The 19,270-nt window shown below is 72.1% G+C and carries 16 protein-coding genes and 1 pseudogene; 9 read left to right on the top strand and 8 right to left on the bottom strand.

All coding sequences use genetic code 11. The annotated features are described in order from the left end of the window. From AB0M52_RS02485 to AB0M52_RS02475, 3 genes are all read left to right on the top strand, one after another. The coding region (locus AB0M52_RS02485; RefSeq protein WP_363947841.1) for a glycoside hydrolase family 19 protein at positions 1–1,157 on the top strand (1,157 nt) is incomplete at its 5' end. A gap of 20 nt (positions 1,158–1,177) precedes the next feature. Beyond that, positions 1,178–1,639: a DUF4913 domain-containing protein gene (locus AB0M52_RS02480; RefSeq protein ID WP_363947838.1), complete on the top strand. Its 462-nt coding sequence runs from the start codon at positions 1,178–1,180 to the stop codon at positions 1,637–1,639. A gap of 137 nt (positions 1,640–1,776) precedes the next feature. Then, positions 1,777–2,328 carry a sigma-70 family RNA polymerase sigma factor gene (locus AB0M52_RS02475; RefSeq protein ID WP_363947835.1) on the top strand — a complete coding sequence of 184 codons (552 nt, stop codon included), beginning with the start codon at positions 1,777–1,779 and terminating at the stop codon, positions 2,326–2,328. Here AB0M52_RS02475 and AB0M52_RS02470 read toward each other — a convergent pair. The 4 genes from AB0M52_RS02470 to AB0M52_RS02455 form a co-directional block, all read right to left on the bottom strand. Further along, positions 2,274–2,828, bottom strand: a complete 555-nt coding sequence (locus AB0M52_RS02470; RefSeq protein ID WP_363947832.1) for a response regulator — start codon at positions 2,826–2,828, stop codon at positions 2,274–2,276. The genes AB0M52_RS02475 and AB0M52_RS02470 overlap by 55 nt on opposite strands. A gap of 104 nt (positions 2,829–2,932) precedes the next feature. Next, a complete protein-coding gene (locus AB0M52_RS02465; protein WP_363947830.1) occupies positions 2,933–3,601 on the bottom strand; it encodes a response regulator transcription factor in 669 nt (222 codons plus the stop codon). 2 nt (positions 3,602–3,603) lie between these two features. Continuing rightward, on the bottom strand, positions 3,604–4,806 hold the full coding sequence (locus tag AB0M52_RS02460) for a histidine kinase (protein WP_363947827.1): 1,203 nt from the start codon (positions 4,804–4,806) through the stop codon (positions 3,604–3,606). A 10-nt stretch (positions 4,807–4,816) separates the two neighbouring features. Then, entirely contained in the window at positions 4,817–5,608 is a 792-nt protein-coding gene (locus AB0M52_RS02455) for a hypothetical protein (RefSeq protein WP_363947824.1), read from the bottom strand. Positions 5,609–5,848: 240 nt separating this feature from the next. Here AB0M52_RS02455 and AB0M52_RS02450 point away from each other — a divergent pair, with 240 nt between their 5' ends. The 3 genes and pseudogenes from AB0M52_RS02450 to polA form a co-directional block, all read left to right on the top strand. Continuing rightward, the gene (locus AB0M52_RS02450; protein ID WP_363947821.1) at positions 5,849–7,087 is read left to right on the top strand and encodes a glycosyltransferase 87 family protein; all 1,239 of its coding nucleotides are present in this window, start codon (positions 5,849–5,851) and stop codon (positions 7,085–7,087) included. Next, positions 7,084–8,121, top strand: a complete 1,038-nt coding sequence (locus tag AB0M52_RS02445; RefSeq protein WP_363947819.1) for a glycosyltransferase family 2 protein — start codon at positions 7,084–7,086, stop codon at positions 8,119–8,121. The genes AB0M52_RS02450 and AB0M52_RS02445 overlap by 4 nt, the downstream gene beginning before the upstream one ends. A 242-nt stretch (positions 8,122–8,363) precedes the next feature. After that, positions 8,364–10,151: pseudogene (gene polA / locus AB0M52_RS02440) on the top strand (DNA polymerase I); the annotation flags it as partial. A gap of 40 nt (positions 10,152–10,191) precedes the next feature. Here polA and AB0M52_RS02435 read toward each other — a convergent pair. The 3 genes from AB0M52_RS02435 to AB0M52_RS02425 form a co-directional block, all read right to left on the bottom strand. Further along, positions 10,192–10,623, bottom strand: a complete 432-nt coding sequence (locus AB0M52_RS02435; RefSeq protein WP_363947817.1) for a DUF3140 domain-containing protein — start codon at positions 10,621–10,623, stop codon at positions 10,192–10,194. Beyond that, complete coding sequence (locus tag AB0M52_RS02430) at positions 10,610–10,828, bottom strand: DUF2945 domain-containing protein (protein ID WP_363947814.1); 219 nt, start codon at positions 10,826–10,828, stop codon at positions 10,610–10,612. Before AB0M52_RS02430 ends, AB0M52_RS02435 begins: the two co-directional genes overlap by 14 nt. Positions 10,829–10,932: 104 nt before the next feature. After that, positions 10,933–11,736: a class I SAM-dependent methyltransferase gene (locus AB0M52_RS02425; protein ID WP_363947812.1), complete on the bottom strand. Its 804-nt coding sequence runs from the start codon at positions 11,734–11,736 to the stop codon at positions 10,933–10,935. Positions 11,737–12,093: 357 nt separating this feature from the next. Between AB0M52_RS02425 and rpsA the strand changes: the two genes are divergently transcribed. Continuing rightward, positions 12,094–13,581, top strand: coding sequence for a 30S ribosomal protein S1 (gene rpsA / locus AB0M52_RS02420; RefSeq protein WP_363947809.1), 1,488 nt, complete (start codon positions 12,094–12,096; stop codon positions 13,579–13,581). 265 nt (positions 13,582–13,846) lie between these two features. Then, the gene (gene coaE / locus AB0M52_RS02415; protein ID WP_363947806.1) at positions 13,847–15,028 is read left to right on the top strand and encodes a dephospho-CoA kinase; all 1,182 of its coding nucleotides are present in this window, start codon (positions 13,847–13,849) and stop codon (positions 15,026–15,028) included. Positions 15,029–15,089: 61 nt separating this feature from the next. Here the strand turns inward: coaE and AB0M52_RS02410 are convergent, their stop codons facing one another. Beyond that, positions 15,090–16,790, bottom strand: coding sequence for a hypothetical protein (locus tag AB0M52_RS02410; protein WP_363947803.1), 1,701 nt, complete (start codon positions 16,788–16,790; stop codon positions 15,090–15,092). A gap of 305 nt (positions 16,791–17,095) precedes the next feature. Here AB0M52_RS02410 and uvrB point away from each other — a divergent pair, with 305 nt between their 5' ends. After that, positions 17,096–19,204 (top strand): excinuclease ABC subunit UvrB, encoded by a 2,109-nt coding sequence (uvrB, locus tag AB0M52_RS02405; RefSeq protein ID WP_363947800.1) that lies wholly within the window; start codon positions 17,096–17,098, stop codon positions 19,202–19,204. The last annotated feature ends 66 nt before the right edge of the window (positions 19,205–19,270 follow it).

Raw genomic sequence — 19,270 nt, 5'->3', positions numbered from 1 at the left:
CGCCGATCAGGGCCGCCGCCAAGAAGTGCGACCTGCTCACCCCGGTGATCATCGCGGCGCAGATCGAGTACGCGTCCGGCTTCGACGCGGACAAGGAGGGCCCGCAGGGCCGCAAGGGGCTCTCCCAGCTGACGCCCGAGGTGTTCGACGAGTACGGCGAGGACGACGACGACAGCGGCGAAGCCTCCGTGCTCGACGCCGAGGATTCGATCCACGCCCACGCCCGGTACTTCTGCCATTTGGCTGACGAGACCAGGCGGTTACTGAAGGCGAACGAAGTGGTCGGCGACCACCTCACCCTGACCCTGATGGCCTGGGATGTCGGCCTGGAGACCGTCAAGGCCCAGGGCGGCATGCCCGTCCTCGCCCTGGGCAGCTACCCGTTCCAGATCCGCGGGCTCTTCGCGCAGTTCACCACCGACGGCTCGGATTCGGAGTCCGACCCCGACGGCTCGGAGCCGGAGCCCGACGCCGACTCCGCCACCGCCCTGCCCGTGCAGGACGACTCGGACAATGCTCCGGACGCCGACGGGACGGCGCTGCTCAGCGGGTCGGACTTCGCCGCGATGTTCCCCAGCCGGAATTCCTTCTACAGCTACGCCGGGCTGACCGACGCGATGGGTAAGTTCCCCGCCTTCGCCGGCACCGGCGACGAGCAGACCCGCAAGCGGGAGTTGGCCGCCTTCCTGGCCAACATCGACCACGAGTCCGGTGGCCTGGTGCACGTCGAGGAGATCAACCGGGCCGCGTGGGGCAACTACTGCGACACCGGCCAGCCCTACGGATGCCCCGCCGGCCAGACCGCCTACCACGGCCGCGGGCCGATCCAGCTCAGCTGGAACACCAACTACAAGGCCGCCGGCGACGCGCTCGGTCTGGACCTGCTCAACGAACCCGACCTGGTGAAGACCGATGCCTCGGTCGCCTGGCAGACCGCGCTCTGGTTCTGGATGACCCAGAGCGGTGCCGGCACGATGACCGCGCACGACGCGATCACCGGCGGCGGGGGATTCGGCGAGACCATCCGGACCATCAACGGCGCCCTGGAATGCGGCGGCCGGAACACCGCCCAGGTGCAGGCTCGGGTCGACGCGTACCAACGGTTCGCCGCCACCCTGGGCGTCGATCCCGGCGACGAGAGCAGCCTGAGGTGTTAGTACGAAGTGGAGTGACCACGATGACGCAGGCGACCCCCATGGACGTTCCGGAGCTGGCCCAGATGGCGACTCCGCCAGCCCCGGGCGACGATCCGCAGCCCGCGCAGCAGGCCAGACCCTTCTTCATCCTCTACCTCGACGGGCCGGAGTACGTCGAGGAACTGCGCCGTCTCTCGTCCTGGGTGGAAGACCTCCTGCTTCCGGTGTACGGCGGGGAGGTCACCTCCTCATCACCCTGGTGTCCCCGCTGGCGGGAACACCCGGAGGCGATCGCCTACCTGCACGGGCTCTGGCTCGCCTGGCAGGAGCGGACCGGCCCGCAGGCGCAGGCGTCCGACCCGGCGACGTGGCACCAGAGCTACCTCTGGCCGACCATGGAGGCGCTGCGCAACCCCAACGGTCCGTTCGCGGGCTGCAAGCCCGGGTCACACCGCCCGAAGGAGCGTCCGAAGGTCGAAGAGGACGACTTCCGGGACTGGTGACCGACTCCGCTGATCGACGTCCACCCGGGACGGACTCTGGGCCGTCCTGGGCCCTTCGCCTCAGGCGTCCCGACCTCACCGGTGGCTAGCGTTCGAGGCACCGCGTAGATCGCCGAGGCCGGAGGAGGCGTACAGCCGTGGACACCGATGTGTGCCCGACCCGACCGATCGGGACCGACACCGACGGCGCATGTCGGATGCGGGCGATCTTCACCGCGAACGCCCAACCGCTGTTCCACTTCCTGCTGCGGCTGACCCGTGGACAGCGTGAACTCGCCGAAGATCTGCTGCAGGAGACCATGCTGCGGGCCTGGCGTCGGCTGGGGGAACTGCCGGTGGAGGCGGACACCGTCCGCCGGTGGATGTTCATCGTGGCCCGGCATCTGGCGATCGACGCCGCTCGGGCCCGTGCCGCCCGACCGGCGGAGGTCTACGGGGTGGACGTGGGGTGGATGCCATCCCCGGACAACGCGTTTGACGGAGTCGTGGACCGGTACGCACTGGCCGACGCGCTCTGCCGGCTTACCTCTGAGCACCGGGCCGTGCTGGTCGAGCTCTACTACGGTGGCGCCTCGGTCGCCGAGGCGGCCAACCGGATCGGGATCCCGGAGGGGACGGTGCGGTCGCGGTCGTTCTACGCCCTGCGGGCCGCGCGGGGATTCCTCGACAACGCCGACGAGCTGGTGTGATGGCCCCTGGCAGGCGGGTCCAGGGTGACTGCTGCGCCCGCCCGGTTCCGCAGCTGCCAGCTGGCGGCGGCCACCGCCACCGGCGACAGCCAGCCCAGCCCGGCGGCGACCGCGCGGACGGCGCCGAGTAGGTCGGCGGCGTCGAACTGGCCGTACACCAGACAGCCACGCACCGGCCTGCGGAGCAGCGACGTGATCGCCCGGGGGGCGGTGGCCCCGGTCAGGATGATCACCCGCGACCGTCGGGCCAGCGTGGCGACCAGATCCTGACCGTCCGGCGTGGTGACCTGGTCGTCCAGCAGGGTGACGGCGGGGTGTAGCCGGTGTGCCAGGGCCATCGCCTCGCCGCCATCACCGGCGACAGCGACGACCCGCATCCGTTCGCCGGAGTCGAGCACCGCGCGCAGGGCGGCCCGCTCGGACTCGTCGGGATGGGCGATCAGCGCAGTGACCACCACGGGCCGGCCGTCGGTCTGTTCGCCGGCGTCGCTGATGCTCATGACAACCCCATCCGGGCGGTGATGCCGGGCGGAAGAGCCCGTCGCCAGTACGACGACCGCTCGGGCCGTGATGTTCAGCCGGTGGCGCGCCGGATGGGGGAACGTCAGGCGGACCCCTGCCGTGCCGTCCACCGCACCACCGCTTCGGTGCGGTTGCTGGCCTGCAGCTTGGCAAAGATGTGCGCGAGATGGTTCTTGACCGTCTTCTCGGTCAGCAGCAGCCGGCGGGCGATCGCCGCGTTCGAATGTCCGGCAGACAGCAACGCCATCACGTCCTGCTCGCGCCGGGTCAGGCCGAACCCTTCGCGCCTCGCCCGGAGGTCCTCCGCCCGGTCCGCGCCCTCCTGCTCGCGGGCTGCCTGCTCGCGCAGCACCGAGATGGTGACCGATGCGCTACGCGGTGACAGCCAGCCCTGGCCGGCCGCCACGGCCCGGACCGCACGCAGCAGCTCCGCCGGTTCGAACTCACCGTGGACCAGGTAGCCGCGGGCGCCGCCGCGCAGCATCCCGGCGATCAGCTCGTCGGCGTCGTCACTGGTCAGGACGAGGACACGAGAGCACTCCGCGAGCTGGCTGACCACGCTGAGCCCGTCGGCGATCGGCATCCGGTGGTCCAGCAGGGTCACGTCCGGACGCACCCGCCGTGCCGTGGCCACCGCGGTCCGCCCGTCGGGTGCCTCACCGACCACGGTCACGTCCTCGGCGCTGGCGAGGTATCCGCGCAGGGCCATCCGTACGATGGGATTGTCGTCGACGATCATGACCTCGATCACGGCTACCACCCACCGGATCGGTTCGTGGCAGCGTCGGTGACAGCCGAGAGCGGAACCTGGGCCACCACTGCGGTGCCCGCCCGGCTGCCGGAGTCGAGCCGCAGCGTGCCGCCGACCGCCTGGGCCCGTTCGGTCATCCCGATGATGCCGAAGCTGCCCGCATTGGAGAGCGCGGTCAGTTCGCCGGGAAGGGCGAAGCCCACACCGTCGTCCTGGATGGTCATCACCACATCTCCCTTCCGTTCGTGCAGGCCGACCTGGACCAGTGTCGCGTTCGCGTGCCGGGCCACGTTCTCCAACGCCTCGTTGAGGATCTGGGCCAGCTCGTACCGGACCGCCGGTGTCGGCTCGACGGCGGTGACGGCGAGGCGTACCGGTATGCCGGTCCGCTCGGACCAGATCCGGCACGCCTGCCGTAGGTACTCCGGGAGCGGCCGGTCCAGCGCGTCGCGGCGCAGCGCGGAGAGCAGCTCGTGGGCCTCCCGGATTGCGGTGTCGGCCCCGGCGGAGACGGTGCTGGCGAGCTCCTCGGCCAGGTCGGGCTGGCGGCGCAGCAGGCTGGGGAGCGCGACGGCGGCGAACGACACCCCGCGCAGCGTCTTCGCGACCGAGTCGTGCAGCTCGCGTGCCAACCGCGCCCGCTCCGAGGCCGCCGCCGAGTGGTGGGCGGCGGCCACCGCCGCGACCGAGGCGTCGAGGTATCGGGCCAGGGCCGCGGTCACGACGGCGGCACCGTACCCGCTAACGATGTCGATCATCGGAAACGCGAGTACGAACGGGGCGGCCATGGAGTCTGCCGCGTCCGTCCCCTCGGCGCGCAGCAGCTGCGCCGCCACGGCCAGCCCGAGCCCCGCGTTGACGATCCACAGTGGTAGCGCACGGGTGCCCAGCAGGGCGCCGGTGAGAGCGGCGAAGCCGGCGGCGTAGCAGAAGAAGGCCACGCCGCCGCGGCTGAGCACCAGAACGGTGATCATGAGGGCGGCGTCGACGGCCAGGAAGCACAGCCGCCACCGGATGACGGCCGGCCAACGGCTCAGCACGGTGACCTGCACGGTCGTGGCGACGGTGATGACGACGAGGGTGCCGACCGTCTGCCAGCTGTCGTCGACGACACGGATGCCGACGCCGACCGCCGCCAAGGTCAGCGCCAACCTGCCGAGCAGGATGGCTCGGCACAGGGCGACGTACGCGACGAAGCGGCTCATCCGGGAGCGGTCAGCTGATGGTGATCTTGTCGATGTCGGGGGGTGGGCCGGTGTCGTTGTAGAAGGCGAAGCTGACCCGCCCGGCCGGGACGACGTCGGTGTACTGGAAGGTGTGGGGGGTGTCCCAGCCGGTCCCGGTGAGGCGGTGGGTGGTCGGTGCGGCACCGTTGATGGAGATCTTGAGGTCGCGTTCCCCGTTGAGCTCGTAGGTGACGGTGATGGTGCGACGACCGGCGGTTGGCGTGGTGAGGTAGGCGGTGAGCCTGCCCAGGTAGCGGACGCGGGCACCGCCCTCGCAGGCGGGGCAGGTGACGACGCTGGCGCCTTCGCCGAGCAGGTTGCCGGGGTCCTCGGCCTGCACACTGACCGGGCGGAACGACGGCGTCGGAGTGGAGCGGCCCGTCGTGGCGGACGGCGACGGCACCGGGGCCGCCGCCGTCTCGGCCGGCCGGCTCGGCACCGGTCCCGAGGTCGGTCCGGCGCTCTGCGCGGTCGGGTCCGACGCCGGTCCGGCGCCTTCCGCGGTCGGGCCCGACGCCCGGGAGGCGACGGGGGAGGGCGACGCGGTGACCGTTGGGGCGCTCGTCGCCGCGGGTGCGGCGGCTCCGCCCTGAGGTCCGTCGGGCCGCTGCTCGTCGGGGGTCAGCAGCGGTGGGATCGCGATCGCGGCCAGTGCGATCGCGCCGGCCAGTGTGCTGATTCCCACCCAGTTCGCGGTGCGGGTCGAGCGGTCCGGATCTGGTGCACCGCCGAGGACGCGTGAGGTCGGATCGGCGGCGTCGGACACTGCTTCGTTGGGCACCGTTCAATCCCCCACGGAGTGCCATGAGCCCTGCACGTAACGCGCCCACCGTACACAGGGGAATGAGCACCGACAACGCCGGACCGGCCCTATCCGGGACGGAATGGGCGGCTTTGCTGCTACGGGTGCACACCGAGGCCGCCCGCGTCGGCGCTGGCCGTGGGTAATCCAGATCAGTTACAGAAAGCGTTGACACATCGATTGTTACCGTCTTCCCGCCGACGTTCGAAGGGGGAATTGGTGACGATCCTCTCGCCGGCGGCGGGCCCTCGGTCGGATCGCCGGTCCGGTGTGGCGCTGCCCGCCACCGCGCTGCTGGTGCTGCCGGTGCTGGTGGCCACCGCCGCCGTCGTCGTGCACCGGAGCACCGGCCGGTTCTGGGGCGACCTCGCCGTCTACCGGGCGGCCGCGATCGCCGCCGCCGGTGGCGACGGAAAGCTCTACGACATCGCCCACCGTGGTGTGGACGGCATCGTGCTGGGCTTCACGTACCCGCCGTTCGCCGCGCTGCTGCTGCAACCGCTGGCCCACGTCGACGCGTCAACCGCGATCGGGCTCTGGACGCTGGCCTCGGTCGTCGCGCTGGCGGCCGTGGTCCGCGCGTCGCTGCGGGCCGCCGGCGCGGGTGCCGGCGCGGGTACCGTTCTGCTGGGCACGGTCGCGGTGCTGCCGGTCTTCCCGGTGGCGGGTCACCTTCAGGTCGGCCAGGTGGGCCTGTTCCTGATGCTGATCGTGTTGCTGGACCTGACCGGTGCACCCCGCAGCCGGTGGCGCGGTCTCGGTATCGGCATCGCCGCCGGGATCAAGCTCACCCCGCTGATCTTCGTGGTGTACCTGCTCTGCCTGCGCCGGTGGCGAGCGGCGGGGGTGGCCCTGGCCGGATTCACGGCCACCGTCGGGCTCGGCTTCGCCTGGCGGCCGGTCGACTCGGTCCGGTTCTGGGGCGGTGGCGTGTTCGACACCGCCCGCGTCACCGGCGATCCCCGTACGGTGCTGAACCAGTCGCTGCACGGCGCGCTGGCCCGCCTCGGCGACACCGCCGACGTACGGGCCGTCTGGCTGCCGCTGGCGGTGCTCACCGCAGTGGCCGGGATCGTGGTCGCGGTCCGGTGCGTACGGGCCGGTGACCAGTTCCTCGGCGTGCTGGCCTGTGCGACGACCGGCCTGCTCGTCTCGCCGGTCTCCTGGCACCACCACTGGGTGTGGTGCGTACCGGCGCTGGTGCTGCTGGTGGTGCGCGGCCGGCGGGCCGGCAACCGGGTCTCGGTCGTGGCCGGCGGGCTGCTCTGGGCCGGCTTCGTGGCCAGCGCCGCCTGGACCCTCGTCGGGCTGCGCGGCGCGGATCTGCACTTCCGGGGCTGGGAGTTGCTGCACACCAACCTGTACGTGCTGGCCGGGTTCGTGGCGCTGGGCTGGCTGGCGCTGCGCCCGAGCGGCGGCCGGGCCGGCGGCGACGGCACCGAGGGGTGGGTCCGGTGAGGGTCTCCGTGGTGGTACCCAACTACAACAAGGAGCGGACCCTGCGCGACTGCCTGTCGGCGGTCTGCGCCCAGACCCCACCGCCGGCCGAGGTGATCGTCGTCGACGACGCGAGCACCGACCGGTCCCGACGGATCGCGGCCGAGTTCCCCTGCACGGTGCTGGCCTTCCCGAGCAACCGGGGAGTGTCGGCGGCCCGCAACGCCGGTGCCGCCCGGGCCGCCGGTGACGTGCTGTTCTTCGTCGACTCGGACATCGCCCTGGCACCCGGCGCGCTGGCCGCCGCGATACGCACCCTCGAGGCGTACCCGGACTGCGGTGTCGTGCAGGGCATCTACGATCTGCGCCCGCTCTACGACGACGGCCCGGTCGAGGCGTACAAGACGTTGTTCGAGCACTTCTGGCGACGCCGGGCCACCGGGGTGACGGCAACCACGATGTTCGCGCTCACCGCCGTGCCCAAGGCGGTCTTCGAGCTGGTCGGCGGCTTCGACGAGCGGCTGCGTGACGCCGAGGACGTGGAGTTCGGCACGCGGCTGCCCCGGCGGTACGAGATCCGGGTGAGCGATGAGATGGTCGGCCGCCACGACGACGTGGACCGGCTGCGGCCGTACCTGTCGGAGCTGTTCCGCCGCGCGGTGACGTACGCCGGTGCGGTCGTCGCCGCCCGCTGGGAGCGTCCGGCCGCCGGGTCGGGCGGCGAGGGGCGGACCCCGCACCGGGTCGACCTCGGGTCGGTGGTCGGCATGGTCTCCAGTGGACTGACCGTGGGCACCGCGCCGCTGATCCTGCTGTCACCCTGGCTGGCCGCGCTGCCGGTGACCCTGGTCGGTGCCGCCATCGTGGCGGACCGGGAGCTGCTGGCGTTCGCGTTGCGGCACCGCGGCCCGCGGTTCCTGCTCTACGCCGCCGGCCTGCGGTGGCTCACCCATCTCACCGAGTTCGTCGGGATGGGGCTGGGGGTGTCCGGCGCGCTGCTGCGGCGGGTCCGCGCGGTGCGGTCCCGGCCCGTCACTGTGGAGTCGCGCCGGTGAAGGGGCGCTGGTGGCGACTGGTCAACCGCGCGTTCACCGTCGTGTTCGTGGTGGCCCTGGCCGTCGGTCTGGTGCTGTTCGTACGCTCGCAGGACTGGGCGCCCGTGGCGACGTTGGCCGGCCAACTGGACCCGTTGCGGGTGGGTGCCGCCTTGGTCGCCGCCCTGCTCGTCAACGCCGTCGGGTTGCTGCTCGGGCTGGCCTCCTGGCGGGCGCTCTTCGTCGACCTCGGGGCGCCGGTCGACCTGGCCGGCGAGGTGCTCGCCGGACCCGGCGCCCTGGCCGGTTGGCTGGCGACACACGCCCCGGCGGGCACCCCGGTCGGCGTCGCGGTCAAGCTCGACACCGGTCCCAACCGGCGGCACACCGCCACCGTCAGCGGCATGGCCCTGGCCACCGCCGACGGCGCGGCGGCCTGGTTCGACCCGAGCGGGCTGGCGGAGGCCGACGAGGTGGCCCTCGCGGGCTGGCTGGCCGACGAGACCCGGCCCAAGGTGCTGCACGACAGCAAGCCCGCCGTGCTCGCGTTCGCCGCGCACGGCTGGTCCCTCGCCGGCATCGCCCGGGACACCCAGATCGCGGCCTACCTGGCCCGCCCCGACCAGCGTTCCTACGACCTGACCGACCTGGCGCTGCGCTACCTGCACCGCGAGTTGCGCGTCGACACCCCGGACGACGGCCAGCTCACGCTGGACGGGCTCGGCGGCGACGGCGAGGCCGAGCAGAACCTGATGCTCCACGCCCGGGCCACCCTGGACCTGGCCGACGCGATCGACGCGGAGCTGTCCCGCGACGGCGAGCAGTCGGCCCGGCTGATGGCCGGCGTCGAGCTGCCGCTGATGCGGGTGCTGGCGAACATGGAACGCACCGGCATCGCCGCCGACACCGAGTACCTGTCCGAGTTGGAGGCGCACTTCGCCGCCGAGGTGAAGGCCGCCGCCCAGGGCGCGTACGCGGCCGTGGGGCGGGAGTTCAACCTCGGCTCGCCCAAGCAGTTGCAGGAGATCCTCTTCGGCGAGCTGAACCTGCCCAAGACCAAGCGGATCAAGACGGGCTACACCACCGACGCCGACGCGTTGCAGTGGCTCCACGCGCAGAATCCGCATCCGGTGCTGACCCACCTGCTGCGCCACCGCGACGTGGCCAAGCTCAAGTCGACCGTGGACGGCCTGCTCAAGTCGGTCTCCGACGACGGGCGCATCCACACCACCTTCAACCAGACGGTGGCCGCCACCGGCCGGCTCTCCTCCACCGAGCCCAACCTGCAGAACATCCCCATCCGCACCGAGGAGGGGCGGCGGATCCGCCGTGCCTTCGTCGTGGGGGAGGGGTACGAATGCCTCCTCACCGCCGACTACAGCCAGATCGAGATGCGGATCATGGCGCACCTGTCGGCGGACGACGCGCTGATCCAGGCGTTCAACTCCGGCGCCGACTTCCACGCGGCGACCGCCTCGTCGGTCTTCGGCGTCCCGGTGGCCGAGGTCGTCCCGGACCAGCGGCGCAAGATCAAGGCGATGAACTACGGCCTGGCGTACGGGCTGAGCGCCTTCGGCCTGTCCCAGCAGCTCGGCATCAGCGCCGAGGAGGCGCGCGGGCTGATGGAGAACTACTTCGCCGGCTTCGGCGGCGTCCGGGACTACCTCCAGGAGGTCGTCGCCCGGGCCCGTCAGGACGGCTACACCTCCACCATCCTCGGCCGCCGGCGCTACCTGCCCGACCTGGTCAGCGACAACCGGCAGCGGCGGGAGATGGCCGAGCGGATGGCGCTCAACGCCCCGATCCAGGGCTCGGCGGCGGACATCATCAAGGTCGCCATGCTGCACGTCGACACCGCCCTGCGCGACGCCGGGCTGCGTTCCCGGATGCTGCTCCAGGTGCACGACGAGCTGGTCTTCGAGGTGGCGCCGGGGGAGCGGGCGACGCTGGAGGAGCTGGTGCGGCGCGAGATGGGTGGGGCGTACCCACTATCGGTGCCGCTGGAGGTGTCGGTCGGCGAAGGGCGGGACTGGAACAGCGCCGACCACTGATTCCCTCGCTGTCGGGCTTCCGGTCGTCGGGTGGTGGGGATCAGCGGGCCGGCCCCCGGCGTGACTTCGGCGGGGCGCCGTGCCGTTCCAAGGCGCGTCGTGACGGACCGCCGGGCGGCGGCAGCGGGGCCTTGACCGGGTCGTGGCCCCAGTTCATCAGCGAGTACCGCCACCGGGTCTCGCGGACGTCGCCGCTCGGTCGCTGCGCCATGTGCCGCCGGACGTACCCGACGACCTTGCGCATGTGCTTGTAGTCGGCGGCGGTCAACTCGTCGCGCTTGCGCCGGAGCAGGTCGACGATCTTCCGGCCGGACTCGTGGCCGACCGACTCGCCGCCCTCGGTGCCCTTCTTCTGCCAGCCGACGTGCTTCGACTCCGGGGTCTCCAGCCACTCCCGGAGTTCGGCGGGCTTCATGTTCACCGCCTCGGTGAACTCCTGGTAGGTCTGCTGCGGATCGTCAATTCGGCTCATGACGCAGCACCTCCGGCCGGTGGGCGACGTCCCGGCCCGAATCGTCGTTGCGGATGCGGTACTGCGGGGCCTCCGGTGACGCGTTCACGGCGTGTCCGCGTACGTGCGTGCGTTCGGTCAGTTTCTCCTTCACCACGCCGTACGCCCGGCCGCTGTGGCTGGCCCAGGAGACGTGGTCACCCCGGCGGAACTCCATTTCGGCCATGCCGCCCGGTTACCCGGGGTCGTCCGGCGAAAACGACCAGGGCGAGCGGCAGCTTGATTCGAAGGGCTCGGCCAGCGCGGTTCCGGTCGCCCCGGCGGTGCGGGTCACGGGCCGGGCTTGTCGGCGACGAAGATGGCGGTACCGGGGAAGAGCCGCCCGCGCAGCGGGCTCCACTGCCCCCAGACGCCCTCGTGCCCCGCCGGCCACTCGGGTTCCACCAGGTCCACCAGCCGGAACCCGGCGCCGACCAGTTCCCGGACCCGGTCGCCGAGGGTGCGGTGCTGCTCGACGTAGGTGGCCACGCCGTGCTCGTCCTGCTCCACGTACGGCTGGGTGTCGAAGTACGAGTGGACGGCGGTCAGCCCGCCCTCGCCGGGGTCGTCGAGGAAGATCCAGCGCATCGGGTGCGTCACCGAGAAGACCCAGCGGCCGCCGGGCCGCAGCACCCGGTGCACCTCGCGCATCAACGCCGCCGAGTCCTCGACGAACGGCACCGCTCCGAACGCCGTACAGGCGATGTCGAAGGCCGCGTCGGCGAAGGGCAGGGCCAGGGCGTCGGCCTGCACCAGCGGTACGCGTACCCCGCTGCGGGCGGCGGCCTGCGCCGCGTGCCGCAACATGCCGGCGGACAGGTCCACGGCGACCGGCCGGGCACCCTGGGTGTCCAGCCAGCGGGAGCAGGACGCGGCGCCGCAGCCGACCTCCAGCACCCGGCGTCCGGTCAACTCGCCGAGCAGCCGGGCATCCGCCTCGCGCAACCCCTCCGGGCACCAGACGAAGTCCACGTCGCCCAGGAACGCTCCGTGCTCGGCCTGGTAGTCGTCGGCGTCCGCGTCCCACCAGCCACGGTTGGCCCGGCGGACCTCGTCGGCACCGACCCGGCGGCGGGTCACCCTGTCGTCGTCCACTCGCTTACGCTAGGCCCCCGGTCGCCCGGGGACCGCGCCGGACCACCGGGACGAATGGTGCTCCTGTGACGGACGAGACGGCCGCAGCCCCTTACCGCATGAAATCTCCCCTTTCGCAGGTGGCGAGGTCGCGAGGAGACGGGAGGGCTTGCACGCTGTGGTAATGCAGCGGGTAGGCTAGAGGATGCGCTCGCGGATCGTGTGCCTCGGCAGGGAGCAGGTGCGCGGTCGACGGAGTCACATCAAGATCTCGTTCAGCGATTTCCGGGTGGGCCCGCCGGCGGATCCGTTGGCGCGCACAGGTCACCGCGACACCAGCCTGCTGTGACACACCATCCGACCGGAGCAACCGCCCACATGACGAGCAGCATCGAGGCCCCCTCGAGCGCCACCAGGGTCACCGTCGACGATCTCGGCTCTGAGGAGGCTTTCCTCGCCGCGATCGACGAGACCATCAAGTACTTCAACGACGGCGACATTGTCGAAGGCACCGTCGTCAAGGTCGATCGGGACGAGGTCCTGCTCGACATCGGCTACAAGACCGAGGGCGTCATCCCCTCTCGTGAGTTGTCGATCAAGCACGACGTGGACCCGGCAGAGGTCGTCTCGGTGGGCGACCACATCGAGGCCCTTGTCCTCCAGAAGGAGGACAAGGAGGGTCGGCTGATCCTCTCCAAGAAGCGGGCGCAGTACGAGCGGGCCTGGGGCACGATCGAGAAGATCAAGGACGAGGACGGCGTCGTCCGCGGTTCGGTCATCGAGGTGGTCAAGGGTGGCCTCATCCTCGACATCGGGCTGCGCGGCTTCCTGCCCGCCTCCCTGGTCGAGATGCGGCGGGTGCGTGACCTGCAGCCGTACGTGGGCCGCGAGCTGGAAGCCAAGATCATCGAGCTGGACAAGAACCGCAACAACGTGGTTCTGTCCCGCCGGGCCTGGCTGGAGCAGACGCAGTCCGAGGTGCGCACCGAGTTCCTCAACAAGCTCCAGAAGGGGCAGGTCCGCAAGGGCGTCGTCTCCTCGATCGTCAACTTCGGCGCGTTCGTCGACCTCGGCGGCGTGGACGGTCTGGTGCACGTCTCGGAGCTGTCCTGGAAGCACATCGACCACCCGTCCGAGGTCGTCGAGGTGGGCCAGGAGGTCGAGGTCGAGGTCCTGGACGTCGACCTGGACCGCGAGCGGGTCTCGCTGTCGCTGAAGGCGACCCAGGAAGACCCGTGGCGGCAGTTCGCCCGCACCCACGCGATCCAGCAGATCGTGCCGGGTAAGGTCACCAAGCTGGTGCCGTTCGGCGCCTTCGTCCGGGTGGACGACGGCATCGAGGGCCTGGTCCACATCTCCGAGCTGGCCGAGCGTCACGTGGAGATCCCGGAGCAGGTCGTCCAGGTCGGCTCCGAGGTCATGGTCAAGGTCATCGACATCGACCTGGAGCGTCGCCGGATCTCGCTGTCGCTCAAGCAGGCCAACGAGGGCTTCGTCGAGGGCGAGGAGCACTTCGACCCGACCCTCTACGGCATGGCCGCGACCTACGACACCGAGGGCAACTACATCTACCCGGAGGGCTTCGACCCGGAGACGGGCGAGTGGCTCGAGGGGTACGACAAGCAGCGCGAGACGTGGGAGCAGCAGTACGCCGAGGCGCGGCAGCGCTGGGAGGCGCACCAGAAGCAGGTGCAGACCTCCCGGGCCGCCGAGGCCGAGGCCGCTGCCAACCCGCAGCCGGCGCCGACCGGCACCACGACCTCGACCAGCGCGGCCCCCAGCCGCCAGGCCGAGGAGCCCTCGGGCACGCTGGCGACCGACGAGGCGCTCGCCGCTCTGCGGGAGAAGCTCGCCGGCGGCAAGTGACCCCGTGACAACTCCAGTCCGGCGCGTCTGACGCCGCGACGCGGAGCTGTCGCTGATTGACGACGGGCCCCGCCCCGACCCGGTACCCCGGGTCGCGGCGGGGCCCTCTTCGTCTGTGCCCACGGCCTGCGGGTGTCCCCGCTGGCCTGTGCCGTCGGCGTGCACGGCCTGGCTTGCTCGTCGCCCGCGGTCAGCCTCGCTTGCGCCGCCCTCGGGCGGGTGGTCCCGTTTGGCGGGGCCGGCATGATCGGGTTGACTGGGTGACGTGCTGAGGGTGGGATTGACCGGCGGGATCGGGTCGGGAAAGAGCGCCGTGGCGCGGCGGCTGGTCGAGCGGGGCGCCGTGCTCGTCGACGCCGACCAGATCGCGCGGGAGGTGGTCGCCCCCGGCACCGAAGGGCTGGCCGAGGTCGTCGCCGCCTTCTCCGAGCGGGTCCTCGACGCCGACGGTGCCCTCGACCGGGCCGCCCTTGGCGACCTGGTCTTCGCCGACGAGGCGGCCCGCCGCCGGCTGGAGGCGATCGTGCACGGCCGGGTACGGTCCCGTACCGCGGAGCTGGTCGCCGCCGCACCGGCGGACGCGGTGGTGGTCAACGACGTGCCGCTGCTGGTCGAGGTGGGGTTGGCGCCCACGTACCACCTGGTGGTCGTGGTGCAGACGGCGGTGGAGACCCGATTGGAGCGGCTGACCCGCGACCGCGCGATGAGTCGCGCGGACGCCCAGCGGCGGATCGCCGCCCAGGCCGACGACGCCCGTCGGGCTGCCGTGGCGGACGTGCTGCTCAGCAACGACGGCACCCTGGCGCAGTTGCACGCGGCGGTCGACGCGCTCTGGTACGACCGGCTGGTGCCGTTCGAGGCCAACGTGCGGCATCGCCGGGTGGTCCGGGCGCGCCGGGTGACGTTGGCCGAGCCGGATCCGACCTGGCCCCAGCAGTACGCCCGGCTGGCCGCCCGGATCCGGCACGCGATCGCCCCGGCCGACCTGCGGATCGATCACATCGGCTCGACGGCGATGAGCGGGCTGGCCGCCAAGGACGTGATCGACATCCAGCTCAGCGTGCCGTCGCTGGCCGACGCCGACGGTCCGCTGGCCGAACGGCTCGCCGACGCCGGTTTTCCCCGGCTGCCGGGCGACTGGTGGGACAGCCCCCGACCGCCCGGCAGCGGCCGGTGGGCGAAGCGGCTGCACGGCAGCGCCGACCCGGCCCGCCCGGTCCATCTGCACATCCGGGTGACCGGCTCGCCCGGCTGGCGGTACGCCCTGCTGATGCGCGACCACCTGCGGGCCGACCCGGACCGCCGGGCCGCGTACCTGATGCTCAAGCGGGAACTGGCGGCGTCCGCGCCGGACAGCGGCGCGTACGCCACGGCGAAGGACCCGTGGTTCGACGAGGAGCACCTGCGGGCGGAGGAGTGGGCGGCCCGGACCGGTTGGCACCCCTGATCCCACCCACCGCTCAGCGCGTCGCGCCCGGTTGGGGTGAGCGCGTCGCGCCCGGTTGGGGTCAGCGCGTCGCGCCGGATGAGGTCAGTGGCGGCACCGGGCCGGGAGTCAGGTCGAGCTGCGCCCAGGCACCGGCCCGCGTCGGCAGTTCCACCCGGCGCAGCAGCCCGGTGCGGTCCACCCAGTAGCGCGTCGGGCCCCGGGCGGTGTCGACCTCCACGATGTCGATCGGAGTGCCGGCGAGGCTGTCGCCGCGTACCCGTCGGATGCTGCCCTGCGGCCCGGTTCCCCGGGCGGTCCGCAGCGCGGCGTCCACCAGCGGATCGAGGGCTTCGGTGCGGTGCGGGTCGGCCCGCCAGCCGGTGTTCGGTGGGGGCAGCGGCGGAAGATCTGCCTCGCCGCCCGCTGACGTCTTCTCGATCCGGGTGAACCCGGTGCGGTCGCGGCGGACCAGGGTCCGTGCGCCGTCCGCGTCGAGGTCGGTGACGCCGAGGTACGCCGTACCCGAGGTCCAGCTCAGCCAGCCCGCGCCGCGTAGGTTGGTGCCGGCGGACACCGGAGCGGTCAGGGTGACGGCGGCACCGCCAGCCGACCGCAACCGCTCCGGCAATCTGCGCCAGCGGTCCCGTTCGGCGGCGCTGAGGGCGCGGGGCAGGCCGGGCCGGCCGCCCAGCGCGTCGACCGGCCGAAGCGTGGGCCGGTCGGTCCGGTTCAGCTGTATGTTCACCGGCCCGACCCCGGGCAGGCTGGCCGTCAGCCGGTGCAGCCGGCCAGCCGGGTCCAGCCAGTAGCGCGCGGCCTGGCTCTCGCCGGTCGGGCCCGCCGGGGCGGCGGAGCCGGTGGTGGTGGGCGCGGCGCTCGGCAACGGCCCCTCCAGGATGTCGACCGTCTCCCCGTTGACCCGGTCCCGGCCCACCCAGCGGCCCACAGGCCCGTCGGCAGGCTCCGGCCCGTCGGCGGCCAGGGCGAAGATCAGGCCCAACAGCGGGTCGAGTCCACGATCGGTGGGCAGCCGCCAGCCGTCGGCCGGCGGTACCAGGGGCGGCGTGGCGGGCGTCGGTACCGCCGCCGGATCGGGCCGGACCACCAGCACGGTGGGGGTGGCCTGGGCCAGGCCGCGCAGCGCGCCCGCGCCGGGCCCTCCCACGTCCAGGTAGACCAGCTGCCGGGCCCAGTCGACCCAGCCGACGAGATCGGTGCGGGCCGTCCCGCCACCGACCGTGACGTGCAGCCCGGCGCGCAGGTCGCGGTAGTTGATGACCCGCATCCCGGCCACCCGTTCCCGCTCGGCCGCCGTCATCTCCCGCGGTGCCGGCCCGTCGGGTGCCCAGTTGACCAGCGTGGCCACCAGCATGACGGCGGAGAGCACGGCGGTCAGGGCGAGCGCGGTCAGGATGAGCCGGCGCCGGCGGGTGGTGCCGCGCCGCGCCGCGCCGGCCTCCTCGGTCGCCCCGGTGAGGTCCTCGTCCACCGCCGGGTCGCCGGCGGCGAGGTCGAGCCCGCCGAGGGACACCGCGGCCCGACGGGTCCCGGGTCGCCGCCCTGGCTGGCCGGGCGCGGGATCGGGCTCGGTGAGACCGAGGATCGCGGGCGGCACGATGCCGCCCCGGTGGCGCAGTGGCCCGGTGCGGTGCCGGCGGCCGGTGGAACCACCGTGAGCTTTCGCCGGGCGGCCGGAGCGGGTCGGGCCGGCGGCCGGGTCGTCCGGACCGGGATGGTCGGTGTCGCGGGCAGCGGGTGTCGGTCGTGAGGTGTTCTCCACGGGAGGATGAACGGGCCGGACCGGGATCGGGTGACGAAACGAGCCGACGGCGCTCGCGGCGGCCGGTCTGCGCGTTCGGCGCGACCACGTCGGATGCGCACGCCGGGCATGCCGGGTGCTGCGACCTTCTGTGCCGGGGGCGGCGCGGCCTGTGCGGCTCGCCACCGGCCCGGTCGGCCGCCGCGAGCGGCCTACGGCAAAAGCGTAGCCGGGTGAGAAGAACCACACAATGCGAATATCGAAGCGGATCACGTGCCGGCCGTAGTCGGCACGGACTGTCGGGCCCCGGGCGTACCGTGGGGGTCATGGCGCTCGACATACCCCGGCTGGACGGCCGCTTCCAGGTCATCAGCGAGTTCCAGCCGGCCGGCGACCAGCCGGCGGCGATCGACGATCTGGAGCGGCGGGTGCGCCGCGGCGACCGGCACACCGTGCTGCTCGGCGCGACGGGCACCGGCAAGAGCGCCACCACGGCGTGGTTGATCGAGCGGTTGCAGCGCCCCACGCTGGTGCTGGCCCCGAACAAGACGCTCTGCGCGCAGTTGGCCAAGGAGTTCAGCGAGCTGCTGCCGGACAACGCGGTGGAATACTTCGTCTCCTACTACGACTACTACCAGCCCGAGGCGTACATCCCGCAGACCGACACCTACATCGAGAAGGATTCCTCGATCAACGAGGAGGTCGAGCGGCTGCGGCACTCGGCGACCATGTCGCTGCTCACCCGGCGCGACGTGGTGGTGGTCGCGACCGTCTCGGCGATCTACGGGCTGGGCACCCCGGAGGAATACCTCGACCGCGCGGTGCGGGTCGCGGTCGGCCAGGAGCTGGACCGCGACCAGCTGCTGCGTCGGCTGGTCGACATCCAGTACACCCGCAACGACATGGCCTTCCAGCGGGGCACGTTCCGGGTCCGCGGCGACACGCTGGAGATCATCCCGGCGTACGAAGAACTCGCCGTGCGCGTCGAGCTGTTCGGCGACGAGGTGGAGAAGCTCTACTACCTCAACCCGCTCACCGGCGACGTGGTGCGCGAGGTCGACCACCTGCTGATCTTCCCCGCGACGCACTACGCGGCCGGTCCGGAGCGGATGGAGCGGGCCGTCCGCGACATCGAGACCGAGCTGGGCGAGCGGCTGGCCGAGCTGGAGCGCCAGGGCAAGCTGTTGGAGGCGCAGCGGTTGCGGATGCGCACCACGTACGACATCGAGATGATGCGGCAGGTGGGTTTCTGCTCCGGCATCGAGAACTACTCGATGCACATCGACGGCCGGTTGCCCGGCAGCCCGCCGCACTGCCTGCTCGACTACTTCCCCGACGACTTCCTCACCGTGGTCGACGAGTCGCACGTGACCATCCCGCAGATCGGTGGCATGTACGAGGGCGACGCCTCCCGCAAGCGGATGCTGATCGACCACGGCTTCCGGCTGCCCAGTGCCGCCGACAACCGGCCGCTGCGGTTCGACGAGTTCCTGGAGCGGGTCGGCCAGATGGTCTTCCTGTCGGCCACCCCCGGCCCGTGGGAGCTGGAGCACGCCCAGGGCGAGTTCGTCGAGCAGGTGATCCGCCCGACCGGCCTGGTCGACCCGGAGGTCGTCGTCAAGCCGACCAAGGGCCAGATCGACGACCTGATGCACGAGATCAAGCTGCGTACGGAGCGGGACGAGCGGGTGCTGGTCACCACACTGACCAAGAAGATGGCCGAGGACCTGTCGGACTACCTCCTGGAGAACGGCATCCGGGTGCGCTACCTGCACTCCGAGGTCGACACGCTGCGCCGGGTGGAGTTGCTGCGTGAGCTGCGCCGGGGCGACTACGACGTGCTGGTCGGCATCAACCTGCTGCGCGAGGGCCTCGACCTGCCGGAGGTGTCCCTGGTGGCGATCCTCGACGCGGACAAGGAGGGCTTCCTGCGCAGCGGCCGGTCGCTGATCCAGACCATCGGCCGGGCGGCCCGCAACGTCTCCGGCCAGGTGCACATGTACGCCGACAAGATCACGCCGTCGATGGCGGACGCGATCGAGGAGACCAACCGTCGGCGGGCCAAGCAGACCGCGCACAACGAGGCGCACGGCATCAGTCCCGAGCCGCTGCGGAAGAAGATCCACGACATCCTCGACGACATCTACCGCGAGGCTGAGGACACCGAGGCGACCCGGGTCGGCGGGGCGGTACGGCAGCTGTCCCGGGGCAAGGCCCCGGTCAAGGAGACGCGCAGCCGCGTCCGGGCCGGCACCGGCACCCCGGCCCGGGAGGGGATGGCGCGGGCCGAGTTGGCGCAGCTCATCCAGGAGCTCAACGACCAGATGCTCGCCGCCGCGCGGGAGCTGCAGTTCGAGTTGGCGGCCCGGATCCGCGACGAGGTCGCCGATCTGAAGAAGGAGTTGCGGGGGATGGACGCCGCCGGGGTGCGGTGAGTCGGGCTCACCTCCCAGGTGCGGGGGATTGCGGAATGCGAGCGTCCTATTGCGCTGGGTGATCGC

It is taken from the genome of Micromonospora sp. NPDC051296, from assembly GCF_040682255.1.
GTDB classification, from domain to species: Bacteria; Actinomycetota; Actinomycetes; order Mycobacteriales; family Micromonosporaceae; genus Micromonospora; species Micromonospora craterilacus.
This window is presented reverse-complemented; position numbering and strand designations above follow the sequence as displayed.